17 protein-coding genes are annotated in these 19,347 nt (G+C 72.2%); 12 read left to right on the forward strand and 5 right to left on the reverse strand.

Annotated elements, in window-relative coordinates:
- Positions 1-721 (forward strand): bacterial transcriptional activator domain-containing protein (locus FRCN3DRAFT_RS55355; protein WP_232794147.1); only part of this gene is annotated, 721 nt, incomplete at its 5' end.
- Positions 722-744: 23 nt separating this feature from the next.
- Here FRCN3DRAFT_RS55355 and FRCN3DRAFT_RS55360 read toward each other — a convergent pair.
- Entirely contained in the window at positions 745-2,076 is a 1,332-nt protein-coding gene (locus FRCN3DRAFT_RS55360; protein WP_007509666.1) for an NAD(P)H-dependent oxidoreductase, read from the reverse strand.
- A gap of 258 nt (positions 2,077-2,334) precedes the next feature.
- Here FRCN3DRAFT_RS55360 and FRCN3DRAFT_RS0225890 point away from each other — a divergent pair, with 258 nt between their 5' ends.
- The gene (locus FRCN3DRAFT_RS0225890; protein WP_007509665.1) at positions 2,335-3,366 is read left to right on the forward strand and encodes a phosphotransferase family protein; all 1,032 of its coding nucleotides are present in this window, start codon (positions 2,335-2,337) and stop codon (positions 3,364-3,366) included.
- A 129-nt stretch (positions 3,367-3,495) separates the two neighbouring features.
- Positions 3,496-4,701 carry an acyl-CoA dehydrogenase family protein gene (locus tag FRCN3DRAFT_RS0225895; protein ID WP_007509663.1) on the forward strand — a complete coding sequence of 402 codons (1,206 nt, stop codon included), beginning with the start codon at positions 3,496-3,498 and terminating at the stop codon, positions 4,699-4,701.
- Between the two features lie 17 nt (positions 4,702-4,718).
- Here FRCN3DRAFT_RS0225895 and FRCN3DRAFT_RS0225900 read toward each other — a convergent pair whose 3' ends face one another.
- On the reverse strand, positions 4,719-5,060 hold the full coding sequence (locus FRCN3DRAFT_RS0225900; RefSeq protein ID WP_007509661.1) for an ankyrin repeat domain-containing protein: 342 nt from the start codon (positions 5,058-5,060) through the stop codon (positions 4,719-4,721).
- A gap of 378 nt (positions 5,061-5,438) precedes the next feature.
- Here FRCN3DRAFT_RS0225900 and FRCN3DRAFT_RS46295 point away from each other — a divergent pair, with 378 nt between their 5' ends.
- The 3 genes from FRCN3DRAFT_RS46295 to FRCN3DRAFT_RS0225915 all read left to right on the forward strand — a co-directional run bounded on the left by FRCN3DRAFT_RS46295 (position 5,439) and on the right by FRCN3DRAFT_RS0225915 (position 7,761).
- Positions 5,439-6,047 carry a flavoprotein gene (locus FRCN3DRAFT_RS46295; protein ID WP_007509659.1) on the forward strand — a complete coding sequence of 203 codons (609 nt, stop codon included), beginning with the start codon at positions 5,439-5,441 and terminating at the stop codon, positions 6,045-6,047.
- A 125-nt stretch (positions 6,048-6,172) separates the two neighbouring features.
- Positions 6,173-6,745, forward strand: a complete 573-nt coding sequence (locus FRCN3DRAFT_RS0225910; protein WP_007509657.1) for a MerR family transcriptional regulator — start codon at positions 6,173-6,175, stop codon at positions 6,743-6,745.
- A complete protein-coding gene (locus tag FRCN3DRAFT_RS0225915) occupies positions 6,745-7,761 on the forward strand; it encodes an aldo/keto reductase (protein ID WP_007509655.1) in 1,017 nt (338 codons plus the stop codon). The genes FRCN3DRAFT_RS0225910 and FRCN3DRAFT_RS0225915 overlap by 1 nt, the downstream gene beginning before the upstream one ends.
- Before the next feature lie 56 nt (positions 7,762-7,817).
- Here the strand turns inward: FRCN3DRAFT_RS0225915 and FRCN3DRAFT_RS0225920 are convergent, their stop codons facing one another.
- Positions 7,818-8,981, reverse strand: coding sequence for an acyl-CoA dehydrogenase family protein (locus FRCN3DRAFT_RS0225920; protein WP_007509653.1), 1,164 nt, complete (start codon positions 8,979-8,981; stop codon positions 7,818-7,820).
- Positions 8,982-9,184: 203 nt separating this feature from the next.
- Between FRCN3DRAFT_RS0225920 and FRCN3DRAFT_RS0225925 the strand changes: the two genes are divergently transcribed.
- The 5 genes from FRCN3DRAFT_RS0225925 (at position 9,185) to FRCN3DRAFT_RS0225945 (ending at position 14,479) form a co-directional block, all read left to right on the forward strand.
- Positions 9,185-10,036: a tyrosine-protein phosphatase gene (locus FRCN3DRAFT_RS0225925; protein WP_106410524.1), complete on the forward strand. Its 852-nt coding sequence runs from the start codon at positions 9,185-9,187 to the stop codon at positions 10,034-10,036.
- Between the two features lie 56 nt (positions 10,037-10,092).
- Positions 10,093-10,899 carry an enoyl-CoA hydratase gene (locus FRCN3DRAFT_RS0225930; RefSeq protein WP_007509649.1) on the forward strand — a complete coding sequence of 269 codons (807 nt, stop codon included), beginning with the start codon at positions 10,093-10,095 and terminating at the stop codon, positions 10,897-10,899.
- Positions 10,900-11,099: 200 nt separating this feature from the next.
- A complete protein-coding gene (locus FRCN3DRAFT_RS49840; protein ID WP_007509647.1) occupies positions 11,100-11,975 on the forward strand; it encodes an alpha/beta fold hydrolase in 876 nt (291 codons plus the stop codon).
- A 267-nt stretch (positions 11,976-12,242) separates the two neighbouring features.
- On the forward strand, positions 12,243-14,033 hold the full coding sequence (locus tag FRCN3DRAFT_RS49845) for a protein kinase domain-containing protein (RefSeq protein WP_007509645.1): 1,791 nt from the start codon (positions 12,243-12,245) through the stop codon (positions 14,031-14,033).
- A 74-nt stretch (positions 14,034-14,107) separates the two neighbouring features.
- The gene (locus tag FRCN3DRAFT_RS0225945) at positions 14,108-14,479 is read left to right on the forward strand and encodes a hypothetical protein (protein WP_131803361.1); all 372 of its coding nucleotides are present in this window, start codon (positions 14,108-14,110) and stop codon (positions 14,477-14,479) included.
- Between the two features lie 73 nt (positions 14,480-14,552).
- Here the strand turns inward: FRCN3DRAFT_RS0225945 and FRCN3DRAFT_RS0225950 are convergent, their stop codons facing one another.
- Entirely contained in the window at positions 14,553-15,518 is a 966-nt protein-coding gene (locus FRCN3DRAFT_RS0225950) for an isopenicillin N synthase family dioxygenase (protein WP_007509641.1), read from the reverse strand.
- A gap of 944 nt (positions 15,519-16,462) precedes the next feature.
- On the reverse strand, positions 16,463-16,687 hold the full coding sequence (locus tag FRCN3DRAFT_RS55365) for a hypothetical protein (protein WP_198536039.1): 225 nt from the start codon (positions 16,685-16,687) through the stop codon (positions 16,463-16,465).
- 1,238 nt (positions 16,688-17,925) lie between these two features.
- Between FRCN3DRAFT_RS55365 and FRCN3DRAFT_RS0225960 the strand changes: the two genes are divergently transcribed.
- Positions 17,926-19,308, forward strand: a complete 1,383-nt coding sequence (locus tag FRCN3DRAFT_RS0225960; protein WP_007509637.1) for a lysine N(6)-hydroxylase/L-ornithine N(5)-oxygenase family protein — start codon at positions 17,926-17,928, stop codon at positions 19,306-19,308.
- Positions 19,309-19,347 lie beyond the last annotated feature (39 nt).

A 19,347-nucleotide genomic window follows, 5' to 3' on the forward strand; every position in this document is an offset into this window, starting at 1 on the left:
CGCCGGCCCTCCGGCTCCCGGGCAGGCGACGGCGAGCGCCTCGCCGGCCGGTCCTGGTGCGCCCTCACCCGGGGCGGACGGCGGACGCCAGAGCGCCGGAACCGGCACGCCGGCCAACAGCCGGCCGGGAAGCGACGGGACGACGGGGCGCGCCGGGCCTGGACGGAGCGCGCCGGACGTCCCGAAATGGCAGACCGAGACGTGGGTGGTCGCCGGCGGCCTGCTCGGCGCCGCGTCCGTCGCCTCGGTCTCCTCCTCCCGGCGCCGCCGTCGGGAGGAGGAGGCAGCGGACACGATCTCGGTGGCCGGCTCCGACGGCCCTTACCCGGACGGCGGGCCGATCTCGGTGGAGGTGCTGCGGCCGGCCACCCCTCCCCCATCGCCACCCACCGTCGCGGCGGATGCCGACGCCGTCCGCCGCCACAAGGTCGTGCGGGCCGCGCTCCTTCTGGGTGAGCAACACCTGCGGTCCGGCAATCCCGACGCCGCCCTGGCCGCCACACAGCGTGGTCTCGCCGTCCATCCCGCGCATCCCGACCTGTTCGCGCTGCGGATGCGTGCCTACGCGGCAGCCGGCGATCACGTCGCGGTGACCGGCGAGTACGGCGCCTTTCTCTTCGCCGAACAGGCAAGCCCGTCGTGGACCGGCGAGACCAACCGGGGTCTGGAGAGTCTCTACTGGTCGCTGCGCCAGGAGCTGGAACCACCCGTCGGCTCCTGAACGAGCCGCGGGCGGACGGCCCGTCAGGCGGCGGCGGAGGCGACGGAGCGGAGCGAGGCGAGGGCGGAACTCCAGGCGACGACCTGGTCGAGCATCGTGCGCAGAGCGGCCAGGTCCTCGTCGCTGGCCTCGAAGCCGACGGAGGGTTCAAACGCGGCGGAGGGTTCGAAGGCGGCGGAGCGCCCGACATCGACCGTCGACGACAGCACGACCCGCTCACGGACATCGGCCATCATCAGCTCACCGGCGATCAGCCGCAGCCGTTCGACGGCCTGGACGTCCACATCGCCATACGACACGAACCCGACGGCCTTGTTGCTCCATTCCGTATGCACGCGATCGATATCCAGGCGGTCGATCGCGCCCTCGAACATTCTGGAGGTGCCGCGACCGCTGCCCGAGGCGACCATGACAAAACCGTCGAAAGACGCGATCTTGGCCGCCCACGCCGACGCGCGGTCGTGCTGGCAAGGGCCGGCCGATGACGGCGGCGCCGCGGCCGGCGCAGGCGGCGGGTAGTCGCCAGGGTCGACCAGTTCGAACTCGGCGTCATCGCGGCGCGAGGCCACCCCGCAGACCCAGGTCGCCACCTGCTCGCCGACCCGCCGTGGCCGCTCCGAACCCAGGATGACGCCGATCCTGATCGGCGCGGGTTCTCCTGATCGGCGCGGCCCCGTCAGCGCGGTACCGGTACCGGTGGCGGTGGCGGTCAGGGCTTGCGGACCAGCTGGTGGTCGGGGCGGCTCGGGATCGGCCCGAATCGGGCCTTGTTCCGACCGCGGCAGCGATGGAAGCAGCCGGTAGCCGCGGTAGATGAGGAAGGCGGCCAGGGGAAGCTCGACGAAACCTGCGAGCGCGGCCGACACCCAGACATCGGATGTGCCGACATCAAACGAGATGTCGAACCAGGCGTCACAGATGAGCAGGACAGCGGTGGCCGGCCCGGTCAGGAAAACAGCACGGTGGCGTCGCCAGCCGAGCACGGCCGTGGCCGCCATCGCCGCGATGAGCATCGCGTCGAAGCCCACCCACGCGGCACGCCACTGGTGGACCTCACGGTTCGCCGGCAGCGTCACGGCGAGAAGGATCGTCCACGGAACGAGGCTGGCGGCGCAGACCGCGAGAAGCTCCAGCGTGCGGCGGGACCGCGGCCCCATGGGGGCGGCCGGCGCGGCGCGGCGGGATGATCGGGGCGTCGCCGCCCGGGGCGTCGCCGCTCCGGCCGACGAGCCGCTTGACAGGTCAGGAACGACGCCGGCCTCGAGCAGAGCGCGCAGCCTCCCGGCCCGCCCGACGGCCCGCCCGACGAGCCCGGACACAACTCGTTCGATCTTGCCGTCGCCGCGGGCAGCCATGGTCGCCTCCTGGGCCGGGCCGTTGTCACACTGACGAGTACACGTCCGCCGACAGTCGACAACAATTGGAAACCGTCGCCTCGTTCTGACCGGTGCCGCCTGTCGCGGAGCTCACCCATCGCCAGCGCCGACCTGGTGACGGCGAGCGACGACACAAGTGGATCTTGAAGTGGCCACGGCGATGGCCACGGTGGACGACGCGGGCGGATCCGGGCCACCTGCGGCGGCACCGGATACCTGGCTTGGAGAGGCGGAAACGTGGGTGAGTTCGACGGTCTGACCCGTCCGGATCAGGTCGGTCCGTTACTGGCCGAGACGGTGGGCGACGACAGGTGGCGCACGATCGAGCCCCGGCTGATCGCGGGCGGGAAGTCGAACCTGACGTTCGAACTGGTGAGCCCGGCGGGGTCGGTCGTGCTACGGCGGCCCCCGTCGGGGCACATCCTGCGGGGCGCGCACGACATGGGCCGGGAGGCGCGGGTGCAGGCCGCACTCGCCGGCACGGACGTCCCGGTCGCGCGCGTCCTGCTCGTCCGCGACGAGTCCGGCCCGCTGGGCGTGCCGTTCTACGTGATGGAGAAGGTCGAGGGGCACGCGATCCGCGACGTGCTCCCGCCCGGTTACGCCGAGGACGACACCAGCAGGGCGGCGATCGCGAACGCGCTGGTCGACACGCTCGCGGCACTGCACGCGGTCGACCCGATCGCGGTCGGGCTGGGCGACTACGGGCGGCACTCCGGGTTCATGGCCAGGCAGGTGCGGACCTGGACGCGCCAGTGGGAGGCCGCGAAGACCCGCGACGTGCCGGTGATGGACGAGCTCGGACGCCGGCTGGCGGCGCACCCGTTCGCCGAGCCCACCCGCCCGTCCATCGTGCACGGCGACTACCGCCTCGACAACGTGCTCATGCACCCCGCGGACCCGAGCACGATCAGCGCGGTGCTGGACTGGGAGCTCTCCACGCTCGGCGACCCGCTGGCCGACCTGGGGATGCTCCTCTTCTACTGGACTGAGCCCGGGGAACAGTCACCGCTGCTGATCCCGGCGGTCGTCGCAAAACCTGGCTTCCCGGGCCGGGCCGCCCTCGTCGAGCGCTACGCGTCCCGCAGCGGCGCGGACCTGGCGGACCTCGGCGCCTACCTCGCCTTCGCTCACTTCAAGTTCGCCGCGATCGCGCAGGGTGTCGCCGCCCGGGTGGCCGCCGGCGTGATGGCCGGCCAGGACTTCGGCGACCTGTCCGACGCGCCCGAACGGATCGCCCGGGACGGCCTCGACCGCTGGAAAGGATGAACCTGCGCGCCGATGCGGCGATCATCCCGGGAGGGCCCGCACCGGTCGCCCGGGAGGGCGACGCCTGAACCGCCGAGAAAGGTTCGACCGCCGAGAAGGTTCGACTGCTGGGAAGGACGGGAGACGGCCATGGACTTCGAGCTGTCGGCCCAGGCGCACGACGCCTGCGAGCGGATGTGGGACTTCATGCGGGCGGAGGTGTTCCCGGCCGAGCCGGTGTGGCACGCCTGGCTGCGTGAGCATGGTGAGCACGCATACCCGCCGGTGATGGAGGACCTGAAGGCGTCGGCGCGCAAACGCGGCCTGTGGAACCTCTTCCTGCCAGCGTGGTCGGGCCTGTCGAACGTGGACTACGCGTCGGTGGCGGAGATCTCCGGCTGGTCGCCGGTAATCGCCCCGGAGGCGATCAACTGCCAGGCACCCGATACCGGCAACATGGAGACCCTGGAGCTTTTCGGCACGCCCGAGCAGAAGGACCGGTGGCTGGAGCCGCTGAAGGAGGGGCGGATCCGGTCGGCATTCGCGATGACCGAGCCCGCCGTCGCGTCGTCGGACGCGACGAATATCCGGACGTCGATCCTCCGCAACGGCGACGAGTACGTCATCAACGGACGCAAGTGGTTCATTACCGGGGTCGCGGACGAACGATGCGAAATCCTCATCGTGATGGGCCAGACCGATCCGGACGCCGACCCGCACCGACGGCAGTCGATGATCCTGGTGCCGCTGGCCACCCCGGGGGTCACCGTCGTGCGCCACCTGCCTGTGTTCGGCTTCCAGGACCAGCATGGCCATTCCGAGATCGTGTTCGAGGATGTCCGGGTGCCGGCCTCGAACCTGCTCTCGGGCGAGGGCCGGGGGTTCGCGATCTCGCAGGCGCGTCTCGGCCCCGGGCGCATCCACCACGCGATGCGGGCGATCGGGATGGCCGAACGGGCGCTCGCGCTGATGGTCGAGCGGGCCAAGAGCAGGACGGCGTTCGGCGGGCCGCTCTCCGACCAGGGCGTGGTCCGGGACCTGATCGCCCAGTCGCGGATCGAGATCGACCAGGTGCGGCTGTACGTGCTCAAGACGGCCTGGCTGATCGACCGGCACGGCGCCCGGGGTGCCGCCACGGAGATCTCCGGGATCAAGGTCGCCGCGCCGGCGGTGGCGACCGCGGTCATCGACCGGGCGATCGAGGTCCATGGCGCCGCCGGCGTCAGCGACGACACCCCGCTGGCCCATTTCTACGCCTCGGCGCGCGCCCTGCGCATCGTCGACGGCCCGGACGCGGTCCACCGCCGCACCATCGCCCGCCGCGAGCTGCGCGCCGACCGCCCCTACCTCGGCTGACGTCCGCGCCGAGCCGGTCAGTCGGCGGAGCCGGGGTGGGTGCGGATCCACTCGTCGATGAGGCAGGTCGCCAGCCAGTGGCCGCTGGCCACGGCCATATGCCGCGCGGACACGCCGCTTCCGCCCTCGGCCCGCCGGCGTGGGTCAGCCCCGCGGGCAAGAAGGTACGCCGTCATGTCGACATGAAGTGGTTCACCGGTCAACGAGTGCGCGTCCAACTCCATGTCTATCGCGCGGTGCAGGAGCGTAAGCCCGTCGCGTTCCTCGTGAATGTCGGCGCCGGCGTCCAGGAGGTCTCGAAGGGCGGGCAGGTCCTCCATCTCCACCGCGCGGTGCGTGGGAGTCAAGTCGTCGAGCATGCCGCTTACTCCTGAACCTTGCACCAGAGCCCACGAGCCCCTTCCTGGTGACGTGCCTCGACCGGGCACGGCTACAGATCGATGACCCTATCCGGGCCTCAGGAGCGACGTTCCGCCTGGTAGGCCGGATACGGCCTACCAGCGGATCAGCGTGAAGCCCTCATAGCGGAGCAACACCCGGTGGACTACTGTCCGCCAGGTATGCCCGCTGTCGCCAAGTGAATACCAAAGGTAAATGCGGTGCGAGCTCCGGGCGGATCCCGGGCCTACCCCGGTCTCGGGGCAGCCTGCCAGGTAAGGGCTTCCCGCCCATATCGGATAGATATACGGGTGTGGTCCGGCCGCGGCACTCGGGCGGACCTGGTAGGACATCGGAGCATGGCCAGAGTTGAGCTCGGGGTGCTTTACGTCCTCGTCTGCGGTGGGCAGCCGGCGCACGCGGTCGAGCCGTTCGTCGAGCGGTCACTCGCCGCCGGCTGGGACGTGTGCGTGATCGCGACGCCGTCCGGGACGAGGTTCCTGGACGTGGCGCGCCTGACCGAGCTGACGGGGCACCCGGTGCGCTCCGAATACAAGCGCCCCGAGGAGCCGGACGTGCTTCCGCCCCCGGACGCGTTCGTCGTGGCGCCGGCGACCTTCAACACGGTGAACAAGCTCGCCGCCGGCATCTCCGACACCCTCGTCCTCGGACTGGTCAACGAGGGCCTCGGCGCCGGCAGACCGATCCTGCTGGCGCCGTTTCCCAACCGGGACCTCGCGCGGCACCCCGCCTTCGCCGCGAGCCTCGCCGCGCTGCGTTCCTGGGGCGTGCGCGTCCTGTTCGACGAGGACGACTTCGCCCCGGTCCGGCCGGGCGAAACCGCCACGAGAGACGAAGCGGCCGGAAGAGACGAAGCGGTGGCCAGCGGCCCGCGGTTTCCCTGGGAGGCGCTGACCGCGGAGCTGGCCCACCTCGCCGCCGAGGTCCGCGCCCGGCCCACCGACTGACGCGCTACGGGCAGCCCGCGGCCGGCGGCCGGCCTGGTGGTCGGGGCACGGCGGTCGACGGCGGCGGTCGACGTTTGGCGGTCGACGTTTGACTTGGAGCACGCTCGAAGTTCTAGCGTCGAGGCATGGTCGATGGTCGCACCGCACCGAGGCTGCCCGAGCTATCCGCGCTGACCGAGCTGCCCGAGCTGCCCGAGCTGCCCGAGCTGCCCGAGCTCCGCGCCGCCGTCGGCGGCGGCGGCGTCCGGAGCGACGCGGACCGCCCGGACGCCGGCACCTCGTCCTGCGCCCTGGTCGACGCGCGGATCGGTCCCGGGCTGAGCATCACCGAGGCGGCCCGGGTCAGCGGCGTGACCGCGCACACGCTGCGCTACTACGAACGGGCCGGGCTGATGCGCGACCGGGTGGCCCGGGCGTCATCGAGCCACCGGCGCTATTCGGTCGACGACCTGCGCTGGATCGGCACGCTGACGGCGCTGCGGCGCACCGGGATGCCGATCCGCCAGATCGCCGAGTACGCGGCCCTGGTCCGGGCAGGGGACGGCAACGAGGCCCGGCGCCTGGAACTGCTCGCCGGGCACCGCCGCCGGGTCGCCGAGCGGCTGGCCGAGGTCAGCCGCCACCTCGAGGCCATCGACACCAAGATCGAGATGTATGCGAGCAAGAGCGAGCTCAAAACGGAGAGGACGCTCACCTGATGTCATCGACACCGCCATCCGCGTCGACCACGCCGACGCTGGCCCAGGTCCCGCTGGGCGGCCAGGGGCTGGTCGTCTCGGCCCAGGGCCTCGGCTGCATGGGGATGTCCGCCTTCTACAGCGGACGAGACGACGACGAGTCCATTGTCACCATCCACCGCGCGCTCGACCTGGGCGTGACGTTCCTCGACACCGCCGACATGTACGGCCCACACACCAACGAGCGGCTCGTCGGCCAGGCGATCGCAGGCCGCCGCGACGAGGTGGTCGTGGCGACGAAGTTCGGCATCGTCTACGACGCCGAGAACCCGCTGGCGCGCCCCGTCAACGGCAGGCCGGAGTACGTCAGGTCGGCCTGCGACGGGTCCCTGCGCCGGCTCGGGATCGACCACATCGACCTCTACTACCAGCACCGGGTCGACCCGAAGGTGCCGATCGAGGAGACCGTCGGCGCGATGGCCGAGCTGGTCGCCGCCGGCAAGGTCCGTTACCTGGGGCTGTCCGAGGCGGCGCCCGCGACGATCCGCCGGGCGCACGCGGTGCACCCGATCACCGCGCTGCAGACGGAGTACTCGATCTGGTCCCGTGAGCCGGAGGCGGAGATCCTGCCGACGACCCGCGAGCTCGGGATCGGCTTCGTGCCCTACAGCCCGCTCGGCCGTGGCTTCCTGACGGGCACCTTCCGCAAGGCGGCCGACATCGCCGCCGACGACTTCCGCGCGAACATGCCCCGGCTGACCGGTGACAACCTCGCCGCGAACCTCGCCGTGGTCGCGAAGGTCGAGCGGATCGCCGCGGCGCACGGCGCCACCCCGGCCCAGGTCGCGCTCGCCTGGGTGCTCGCCCAGGGCACCGACATGGTCCCCATCCCGGGGACGAAGCGGCGCCGTTACCTGGAGGAGAACGTGGCGGCGTCCGCCGTCGAGCTCACCCCGGAGGACCTGGCCGAGCTCGCCACGGCCGGCGACGCCGTCCAGGGCGACCGCTACGCCGACATGTCCACGGTCAACAGGTAGCCACGATCAACCGGTAGCCGCGGTCAATCCGTGGACCCGGTCACCCATAGGACCGGTCAGTAGAGCTCTCCGGCGGAGGCACGGGCGATGACCTGCGCGGCGATGACGCCCCGCTGGATCTCGTTCGTGCCCTCGCCGAGGATCATCAGCGGGGCGTCGCGGAAGTAGCGCTCGACGTCGAACTCCTGGGAGTAGCCGTAACCACCGTGCACCCGCATGGCGTCGAGCGCTACCTTCATCGCCGTCTCGGAGGCGAACAGCTTCGCCATCCCCGCCTCCAGGTCGGACCGCTTCCCGGAGTCGAACCGCGCCGCGGCATCGAGGGTCAGCAGGCGGGCGGCCCGCAGCTGGGTCGCCATGTCGGCGATCAGGTTGCCCACGCTCTGGTGCTTCCAGATCGGCTGCCCGAACGTCTCGCGCTGCTGGGCGTAGGAGACGGCCGCCTCCAGCGCCGCCTGGCCGACGCCGAGGGCGCGGGCGGCGACCTGGATGCGCCCGACCTCCAGGCCACGCATCATCTGCGCCCAGCCCCTGTTCGGTGGGCCGCCGAGCACGGCGTCCGCCGGGACTCGCATCGCGTCGAAGGAGAGCGTGCACGCCTCGACGCCCTTGTAGCCGAGTTTCGGGATCTTCCCGGAGATCTCCAGACCGGGGCCTGGCTCGACGAGCAGGACGCTGATCCCCCGGTGGGCCGGTCTCGCGTCCCGGTCGGTACGGCAGAGCAGGCCGATGAGGCCGGAATGGGCGGCGTTGGAGATCCAGGTCTTGGCGCCGTCGACCACCCAGGCGTCGCCGTCCCGGGCGGCGTGGGTCTTCATCCCCTGCAGGTCCGAGCCACCGGCCGGCTCGGTGAGCGCCATCGTCGCGCGGATCTCGCCGGTCGCCATCCGCGGCAGGTAACGCAACCTCTGCTCGTCGGTCCCGAACGTCCTGACGAGGTACGTGATGACGGAATGGCCGCCGACGGCGCCGGCGAGGCTCATCCAGCCGCGAGCCAGCTCCTCGGTCACCCGGGCGAACGCCGCCATCGAGATGTCCACTCCGCCGTGCTCGGCCGGCACGAGCAGGCCGAAGAAGCCGAGCTTCTTCATCTGTTCGATGAAGTCGTGCGGATAGGTGTCGGTCGCCTCGAAGCGGCGTACGTCCGGTCTGACCCGCTCGTCGACGAACTGCCGCACGACCGCGATCATGTCCAGCTCGTCCTGGGTCAGCTCGGTCACCGCTCTGTCCTCCCACCCGCCGATCTAGCTGGCGCCTCCGGTCATGCCCGGTCATGCCCCTGCCGACCGGAAACAGCCTGCCGGAGGTGCCGTTCCTGACGCTCGTCGACATTCTGGACGGCGGGACGACGGGACGCCCGCGGGACGATGGGACGCCCGGGCGGTTGCGCGCTCGCCGGGTGTTGCGTCAGAATGACGTTCCGATGAAAGAGAATGCAGTTCCCTTGCCGGGTGAGGTCAACGGGGCGGGGCCCGTCGGCGTCCCAACCCGGGTCGTGGCGCTCCAGGGAGCGGTGAACATCCGCGATCTCGGGGGTTACCCGACTCTCGACGGCGGCCGGGTGCGATGGGGCCAGGTATACCGGTCGGCGGGGCTGCACCGGCTCACCACCGAGGACGTGGCGACGCTGGAGCGACTCGGACTGCGCGTCGTCTACGACTTCCGCACCGAGGCCGAGCAGGTCAAGTCTCCCTCCTTGCTGCCCGTCGGGATCCGGCACGAGGCGCTGCCGATCGGCGGCACCGCGTCCCGCAACCAGGACCTGGCCGACCTGCTGGTCGCGGGCCGGTTGGGTGACGTCCCGCCGGACTTCCTGACGCGCACCTACGTCACCATGGCCGAGACCGCCGCGTCGACGTTCGGCAGCTTCCTCACGAAGCTCGCCGACCAGGACGGCTCGCCGGCCCTGTTCCACTGTCACGCGGGCAAGGACCGCACGGGCATGAGCGCGGCGCTGCTGCTCTCGGCGCTCGGCGTCGACGAGGCGACGATCCTCGACGACTACGAGCTCAGCGCCACCCACTTCACCGCGAGCCAGCTGGCGAAGCTCCAGGTCAAGCTCGACGCCGCGGGCATCGACCTGGCGCACTACGACGCCGTGTTCGGCGCCCCCCGCCACGCCATGGCGGTGACGCTGGATACCCTGCGCGCGCAACATGGCTCGGTCATCGCCTACCTGGAGGCCGAGGCGGGCGTGACCGCCGAGGTCGTGACCGCGCTGCGGGCCCGCCTCGTCGAAGCACCGACACCGGTGCTGGCACCGGACCGGGCCTGAGCCACCCGCGTCCACCCGGGCGCGGGTCTGTCGTTCCGTCTCTGCGCGAGGTGGCCGTGACCGATTCCGAGCCCGTCGTCCGCTACGAGGTGGCGGACCGCGTCGCGACCGTGACGCTGAACCGTCCCAAGGCGCGCAACGCGCTCAGCCGCGCGGTGACGTACGCGCTCTGGGACGCCGTGGGCGCCGCCGAGGACGATCCGGGCGTCGACGCGGTGATCATCACCGGCGCGGACCCGGCCTTCTGCGCGGGCGTCGATCTCAAGGAGATCTCGGGCGAGACCGCGCCCTCGGCCGAGCAACGGCCCGCGGACTCCGGCCCCACGCGCGGCGAGGACGGCCTCTTCCGGTTCCTGCCCGTCATCTCGAAGCCCGTGATCGGGGCCATCAACGGCGTCGCGGTCACCGGTGGCCTCGAGGTCGCCCTGCAGTGCACGTTCCTGGTCGCGTCGGAACGCGCCCGGTTCGCCGACACCCACGCCCGGGTCGGGATCATGCCCGGTGGCGGCCTCACCGTGCTGCTCGCCCAGTCCGTCGGCCTGCGCCGGGCGATCGAGATGTCGCTGACCGGCAACTTCGTCACGGCCGAGGAGGCCAGGGACCTCGGTCTCGTCAACCACGTCGTGCCGCACGAGGAGCTGCTGCCGTTCGCCCGGCGCCTGGCCGCCGACATCGTCAGCAACGACCAGCGCGGCGTGCGCCGGCTGCTGCGGCACTATCGCCAGCTGGCCGACACGGCCACCCTCACCGAGGCGCATCTGCTCGAAGGTGTGCTGGCCGAGACGTGGGTGCCGGGAACGCGCGACGTCGCGTCCAGGCGGGCCGCGGTCACCGCCCGCGGCCGCGCCCAGTCCACCTCCTGACCTGCGTCGCGGGCCTGTCCGCGCCATGGCGCATCCGGGATTCCCGCCGCCCAGCGGGCGCAGGCCGGCCCTCGACCGGCGTAACGATCGACAGGGACGAGACAGCGCGATCTACTGAATGAACGTTCAGCAACGGCGGCGCCGAGAGCCTCCGCGGTCTAGCGTGAAATGACCGGCGCTGCTCGAGGACGGAGGCGACGGTGGTGGCAGACAGACGGGCAATCATGCGGGTCGACCGGGGCGGGATCGGCGTCTACGTCGACCTCGCGGGGCCCGCTGACGGCCGGCCGGTCGTGTTCCTGCACGGCGTGGCCGCGAGCGGCACCGTGTGGGACTGGCTGCCGCCGGCGGTCACGGCCGGACGCCGGGTCGTCAAGATCGACTTCCGCGGGCATGGCCGCTCCGACCGCGCTCCCGGCACCTACCTGCTCCCCTACTTCGCCGACGACGTCGCCGCGGTGCTGCGGGACGTCGTCGGCGGCGCGGCGACGTTGGTGGGGCACTCGCTCGGCGGAGCTGTCGCCTGGTCCGTGGCCCAGCGCCACCCCGACCTCGCCACCGCGCTCTTCCTGGAGGACCCGCCGCTGTTCGCCGGGTCCCGCGCCGACACCGCCGGCTCGCCGGCCGGGGCCGTCTTCGCGGGGATGCGGTCCGCCGCCGACCAGTGGCAGCGCGAGGGGCTGTCCATCGACGAGATCGCGAAGCGGGTGGCCAGGACCTCGTTCGGCCCGCCGCCCACGCCGGCGATGGGCGCCGCCTACACCGCCGACGCGATCGAGGCGACCGCCTTCAACCTCAAGCACCTCGACGTGCGGGTGATCGACGCGGTCCTCGACGGCTCCATGCTGGCCGCGCTCGACACGTCCTCGCCCATGCCCGTGCCGGTCTTCCTGCTCGCCGCCGATGAGGCGCTCGGCGCCGCGTTCACCACCGCCCACACCAAGCAGCTGACTGAGGACCACCCGTCGGTCGAGGTCGTCCACCTGACCGGCGCCGGCCACCGCATCCACCTCGAACGCCGCACCCGCCCCGTCTTCACCCGCCACCTCGTCGACTTCCTCACCCGCCACGCCTGATCTGATCATGAAGACGGCGCCGGGCACGGCCGCTGACGGCGGGGTCAGTCCGCCTGCGGTCCGGTCGGGCGACGGGGTCCCCGCCGGGCGTGCGGCGTCCGAACGTGTCCCCTCCCGTCGAGCCGGCTGGGCGGGACGCCTACCGTGGTGGCCTTGCCAGCGGCGCGCCGCCGCCCCGGCGGTCCACACCGCCGCCTTTACCGGTCGTTTAATCCCGATCTCGGTAGGCTTGACAGGAGCTGGGTACCAGCGGTGCGGGGGACGGGAATGACGGGCGGTTCGGCGGGCTACAGGTCCGACCACGACCTCCCGCCCAACTTCCGCCAGTTGGTGCCCGTCGGGTCCGGGTCGGCCGGGCAGGTGTACCGGGCGTACGACGAGGCGCTGAGCCGCACCGTCGCGCTGAAGCTGTTCACCGGGCCGCTCACGGACGACCCGGCGGCGCTCGCCGCGTTCCGTCTCGAGTGCGCGACGCTGGGCCGCCTCTCAGCCCACCCGGGTGTCGTCTCCGTCCACAGCGCCGGGCTCACTCCCGGCGGCCGTCCCTGGCTGTGCATGCAGTTCGTCGCGGGCGGCACCCTGTCCAGGGCGCTGCGCCGCGACGGGCCGCTCGCCCGGGCCGAGGCCCTGCGGATCGGCGCCCTCCTCGCCGACACGCTCGCCTGGGCACACGAGCTCACCCCGCCGGTCCTGCACTGTGACGTGAAGCCGGGGAACATCCTGCTCACCGGCGACGGGCATCCTCTGCTCAGCGACTTCGGCGTCTCCGTCTGGGTGGCGTCGGGCCGCTCGTCCGTCACCGTCAAGGGCTTCACCCAGGCCTACGCGGCGCCGGAGGTGCTCTTCCATGGCCGGTTCTCGCCGCGGTCGGAGGTGTGGAGCCTCGCCGCGACGCTGTTCGAGATGCTGACGGGCGCACCGCCGTTCGAGCAGCTGCCCGGGGAGGGCACGGGCGCCTTCATCGAGCGGGTCGGCTACGGCCTGCCCAGCGACGCCGACCTGGGCCTGTCGGGGCCGCTGCGCACGCTGCTGCGCCGCGGCCTCGCCGTCGACCGGGAGATCCGGTGGCCGTCGGCAGCCGCCTTCGCCGCGGCGATCCGTGAGACACAGGCCATGCTCGGCCTGCCCGTCACGCCCGCCGTTCCGGCGCCGGCACCGTTCCCTTCCGACGACGTCCTCGTCGCCGACGCGCCCGCCATCCACGCCGCGCAACCGCAACCGCAACCGCAACCGGCCATCCTCGCCGGCCGGCCGATGTGGTCCAACGGGAGTGCACCCGCGCGCGGCACCGCCGCGGACGACCGGCCCCCGCACCCGAGCCAGGAGCCGGCGCGGCCGGGCCGGGAGCCCGGGGCCTCCGGCGACGGGGCCTCCGGCGACGGGACGGGCGCCGCGGGGCAGCTGGCGCCGGACACCGCCGGGAGGCAGCCAGGTACCGGGCCGCGCCGCGCGGTGCCGCACTGGTGGATACCGGCCGCGTTCACCGCCCTCGTGGTCGTCGCCCTCACCCTGATGCTGGTACCGCGCAGCCGTGGGCCGAGCACGCAAAGCGAGCCATCGCTTGGCACCACCCTCAGCGCCAGCCTGCCCGCCAGCGCGGTGCCGACGTCCTCGCCGCTGGCCGAGACGGAGACGGCGCCGGGGCCGGCGGCGGGCGGCACGCTCTCGCAGCTCCCGCCCTCGCAGGCCGGCCAGCCCGGCCCGGCACAGGCCGTCCTCCAGCCCGGCCAGCGGATGGAACGGGGCCAGCGGCTGGTGTCGGGCAACGGCCGGTTCGTCGCGGCCATGCAGTCCGACGGGAACCTCGTCGTGTACTCCGAAGGCTCCGGCGCGGTCACCCCCACCTGGCAGTCAGGGACCAGCGGAACCAGCGCGTCCTACGCCGCGATGCGCGACGACGGCGACCTCGTGCTCTACGGCGACGACGGGACGACCGTGTACTGGAGCTCGGGTACCCACGGGTCCGACGTCTACCTCTGGATGCGTGACAACGGTGAGCTCGTCGTCTGCCTCGAGGACGGCACCGTCCTGTGGGCCCGCCGGAGCGGGACCGGCTAGTCCCGGCCTCGGGGATCGCCGGCGAAACCGCCCGGCTCCTGTCCTGGACGCGATCGATGGTCGATGATGGCGGCATGCCCACGAGCACCTGGCCGGTTCGGGTCGTCCTCGCCGTCGTGACGCTCACGGCCGCGGTGACGCTGGCCGGCTGCGGTGGCGGGAACAAGGCCGCGAGCTCCGCGCCCGACGACGCCAAGGCCGCCTGCTCGGCGCTCGCGCGGACCAAGCCGAACCTGAACCATCCCGTCGACGTCGACTGGCGGCGGCTGCGGGCCGCCGGTGACCTCGGTGTCGCCGCCGCCACCGCCGACAAGAAGAAGTACGGCGACCTCTCCCAGCCGTTCGCTGTGGTCTACCGGGACGCGCTGAACTCCGAGACGACCTCCATCTACACCGACGTCCGCGCCGCCCTCTCCATCTGCGCCGACAAGAACCTGCCCCACTGACCCACTCGCGCCGGCTCGCTTGGCGGCCCGCGGCGCGAGGCGCCAGCCGTGGCGGCGGCCGTGGCGGCGGCGATCAGGCGACGGTGGCCGCGTTCGCGCGTTCGAGCAGGTAGTGGCCGGCGACGATCGGGGCGTAGGCCGTGCCGGCGACGAGTGGCTCGACGACCGTGTCGACGTCGGCCTCGAGGAACACGATGAGGGAGACCAGCTCCTCGTCGGGCGCCTCGGCCGGCGGCGGGAGCACCCGGTGGCGGGTGGACCGCCAGCGGTCGCCGGTCCAGCGGGCCAGCAGGTCGCCCACGTTGACGGTGAACGCGTCCGGCTCGTAGGGGGCGTCCATCCAGCGGCCGGCGCGATCCTCGACCTGGAGGCCGCCGTAGCCGGGCTGACGGTCGAGGATGGTGAGAACGCCCCAGTCGGTGTGCGGGGCGACCCGGAACTGGCCGTCGAGCGGGGTCCCGGTCTGCGAGCGCGCCGGGTAGCGGTTGATGTTGAGGGTGTGCGGGCTGGCGCGCACTCGCTCGGCGAACCACGGCTCGGGCAGGCCGAACGCGACGGCGCAGGCGCGCAGCAGGTCGTCGTAGAGGGCGCGGACCTCGTCCGTGTAGCGCTCGCACAGCGCCCTGAGCTCGGGGCTCTCGGCCGGCCAGACGTTTGCGGGAAACCACGTCCGGTCGAGATCCGCGTCGCCCGTGGAGAAGGCGCGCCCGAAGGTCAGGCTCTCCTTGAGGTCGGCGCGGGTGGAGTCGGCGACCTGGCCGTAGTAGGCGTTGGCCTCGCTGCCGGGCGGGATCCAGCCGCGCCCGCCGACCGACGTCGCGTAGGCGGTCTTCGCCCCGGGCGGCAGGGCGAAGAAGCGCGCGGCGGCGGCGCGGATGTCCGCCCGCAGCCCGGCGCTGATCCCGTGCCCCCCGACCAGCAGGAATCCGGACTGGCGCAGCGCCACATCCAGCTCGCAGGCGAACCGGTAGCGCTGGTCGCCGGTGCCCGCGCGCCAGCGGCCGATGTCGAGCAGCGGAAAGTCCGGTGTCGTCGTCACCTAGGTCCTCGCCTCCGCGGCCCCTGGTCAGGGCCGTCCAGTCCTCGGCCGGAGCGTTGGCGCGACCCGCCCTTACTCGGCCCACGCCGCGGCGGCGAACAGCCGCCACGCGGGGTCGGTACTGGCGGGCCGCGCGTCACCGGCAGGCAGCGGCGCCGCGCGGTGGTACCCGTCTACCTGCCATTACGGCCCATCGACGTTTCACCAGGCGGCCCCGCGGGTTACGGGACGGTGGCCATCAAGGACCCGGACGCGACACCCAGGCGCGCCGGCGCAGCCTCAGCCGTCGCGGTCGCGCCGGACCTGCTTGCAGGTGCAGCCCTGCGGTCGGCGGCCGGGCGGCCAGGTCAGCACGACCTGGCGGTCCAGTCCGCGTGCGCGCTCTCGTTGGAAGTCCCTGCAAGCCTCGCAGGGCAGGTTCACCTGCGGCCCGGTCGTCTCGCGATTTCTGTACGTGTCCCCCATGCTTCGGAGAGTAGCGCGATTGACGGGCGTTCCGGAGATGCGCAGCCTCGGCGTGGCTGCCTTCCGGCGGTTCGGACCACGGGCGGCACGGCCGATGGCCCGGTGGCGGCACGCGCGGGACCGGTCTCGCCCTGGTCCGGATGGTTGGCTCTCGCGCGCCCCCCGGCGGCCGGCGTGGCCGGGGGCCCGTCAGCGGGACAGGCGGTCGGTCGCGGGGCCGGCGAACGGGTCCGGGCCGGCGGGAAGGCGGATCCACGGTGCGCCGCCATTTGTCCCGGCCGCGGCCGTCCAATTGGACCGTCCAAAAGCGCCGATGTGCGCCTTACCACCCGGTGTACCAGCTCACACCGCGACGGCCGGCCGTCGGGAAATTGACAATTCCCGGGCCGATGACCACGACCGAGGGGCCGGGTGGCTAAACAGTGTCCGTACCCGGTGCAAACGGCGGGACAACCCGACACTCGTCGGCCGAGTACGGTTCAGGCGCTCCTGCGCGCCGAGGCGGTGGCCGGCTCGTCGGCGGTCGCGGGGTCGGCCCCGGTGATGGTCCAGCGGCGGTCGCGCGATGCCGCGACGCCGAGATCCTGCATGTGACGCAGCTCGGCGGTCACCTCGGCGGCGGGGAGGCCGAGGTCATAGGCGAGGGACCGAGCCCGAAGTGGGCGGTCAGCGCTGGCGAGGGCCGCGTGCAGGCGGACGGCCACCCAGCTGGGGCGGCCGGGCGCGGCCGCGGCGGGCGGCTGGTGAAGCCGCCTCGGCTGGCTTGGAACGGACGGGGCCTCGGCTACTAACCGAGGCTTCCGCCGAGCAGAAGAAGTGTTGCCGCTCACAGCATGCATCAGATTCACCCATCCAGAATTCGGTTCCCCCCAACAATGCTTCACGGCCGCCCCTCAGTCACGGTGAGGTTCATCGCGCAACAGCCCGTAACCACGCGAATACGTAATATTCAAGACATCTGAGCGAGCGCCCGCGGGACACCGGACAGCGGTCAGCCTCCCCCGGTCCGGCGCGGTCGGCGCCCACTCCAGTCGGCACCAGGTGAGGTTCACCGCCACCTCCAGCCCGCTCGCGACATCGCTCCGTGGTCGAGGGCCAACTCTATATGGCCACCGCCCGACCGCAAGACGTAGTCACGTCCGCGCCTTTCGTCGACCATTCGATCGAAAGGTGACAGAAAGACCACAGCGCGCGGCCACCGGCCGGAGCGGCGCCGCGACCGAGCGCGGCACGGCCGACCGAAGACGTGCCACCACGGCCGGCCGGCGAGGCGGGCACTCACGGTCGCGAGCCCACCTCTTTCGGCACCCTCAACGCCCGTCACCCCACCACCGGTAGCCGAACGTGACCACCCGCATCGGGCTTACCCGCCCGACCAAGCATCCACGTCGACAGCCCTTGCGGCGAAGCGCACATTAGGGAAACCTAACTTAACCAACCAACAACCTCGCCGATCAGGTCGGCGCGCCGCCTCACGGGTGGAGCCGCGAGCCCGGCTGGCAGGACAGCGATCGGAGGTCCGCCACGAGCCGCGAGCCCAACCCACCGACGAGCCCCGACGACGGCACGCAGTGGCGCGCTCCCGAGGCGCTGCCACATGACATCAACGGATGCTTAGGCTAGCCTAACTTTAGGAACCGCAAAATGCACCGGTCTGGTCACTATGCGTCTACCGACCCGAACCGAACCGACCGACCGACGCGTGCGCACCGCCGCCGCCAGCGCGCGGGTGCCACCAGGCCGCCGCCTCCGCGTGCCGTCGCACCAACCGCCGCTCGCGGCACCGCCCCACCCGCCGACCCGGCAGCACCGCTCCACCGCCGCGCCGCGGCACCGCCCAGCAGCCCGACGCCTCACCCAGGGAGTACATCCCCGTGTACCGGTCCTTGCTTACAAGCAAGATCCATCGTGCACCCGCACCCATATCCCACCGGAGGCACCCGTGGTAGGGCGACCGCATCCCGCGGTACCGCAGTCAACGCAGACGACGGAATCGGAGCTCTACGACGTCATCGGCGTCGGGTTCGGGCCGGCGAACCTGGCCCTGGCGATCGCGATCGAGGAACACAACGCGCGCGCCGACGAGCGGAACCATCGGCGCGCCGTCTTCCTGGAGACTCAGGAGCGGTTCGGCTGGCACCGCGGAATGCTCATCGACGGCGCCACGATGCAGGTCTCCTACCTCAAGGACCTGGTGACGCTGCGCAATCCGACGAGCGACTTCAGCTTTCTGGCCTACCTGCACGGCTGCGGGCGGCTGGTCGACTTCATCAACCACAAGACGATGTTCCCGTTGCGCCACGAGTTCCACGACTACCTGGAGTGGGCCGCCGGCCGGCTCGACCATCTGGTCGAGTATGGCCAGACCGTGACGGCCCTGCGCCCGGTCGTGGAGGAAGGCGAGATCACCCACGTCGATGTCGTGAGTCAGGACGGCGACGGCCGAACCGTCGTCCGCCGCGCCCGCGACGTCGTCGTCGCGCTCGGGCTGGAGCCGCGGCTCCCCACGGGCGTCGCGCTGGATGACCGGGTCTGGCACAACCGCGACCTGCTCGACCGGCTCGCCGACCTGCCGCCGCTGCGGCACCGCCGGTTCATGGTCATCGGTGCCGGCCAGAGCGGCGCGGAGGTCACCGATCACCTGCACCGGGCGTTCCCCACCGCCGAGGTCCACGCCGTCTTCTCCCGTTACGGCTACAGCCCGGCGGACAACAGCCCGTTCGCCAACCAGATCTTCGACCCGGACGCCGTCGACGACTTCTTCGAGGCGTCGCCGGACGTCCGCCGGATGCTCACCGACTACCACCGCTCGACCAACTACTCCGTCGTCGACATGGATCTCATCGAGGACCTGTACCGGCGGGTCTACCAGGAGAAGGTGCGCGGCCCGCGCCGCCTGCACCTGGTGCGTGCCTCCCGGCTCGCCCAACTGGAGCGGCTGGACGAGGGCGTGCGCGCGACGGTCGAGTTCCTGCCGACGGGCGAGCGACGCGACCTGGACGTCGACGTCGTCGTGTTCGCCACCGGTTACCGGCCGCGGGAGCCGCGGGCGCTGCTCGGTGAGGCCGCCGAGGCGTACCGGGTCGACGACGCGGGCCGTCCGCTGTTCACCCGCGACTACCGCCTGGTCGCCGCCGGTCCCGCCACCGCGGCCGTCTACATCACGGGAGCGACCGAGCACACCCACGGCATCTCGTCGACCCTGCTGTCCAACGTCGCCGTCCGCGCCGGCGAGATCCTCGCCTCCATCCTCGCCCGCGCCGGCTCGCCGGCCGGGGACGACGCCGTGGCTCGCGACCATCGCCTGGTCTCCGCGCTCGGCTGACGCCGCGGCCTCGGGCACAGCCCGGCCTCCCGTCCTTGG

The organism is Pseudofrankia saprophytica (assembly GCF_000235425.2).
Classification (GTDB): Bacteria; Actinomycetota; Actinomycetes; order Frankiales; family Frankiaceae; genus Pseudofrankia; species Pseudofrankia saprophytica.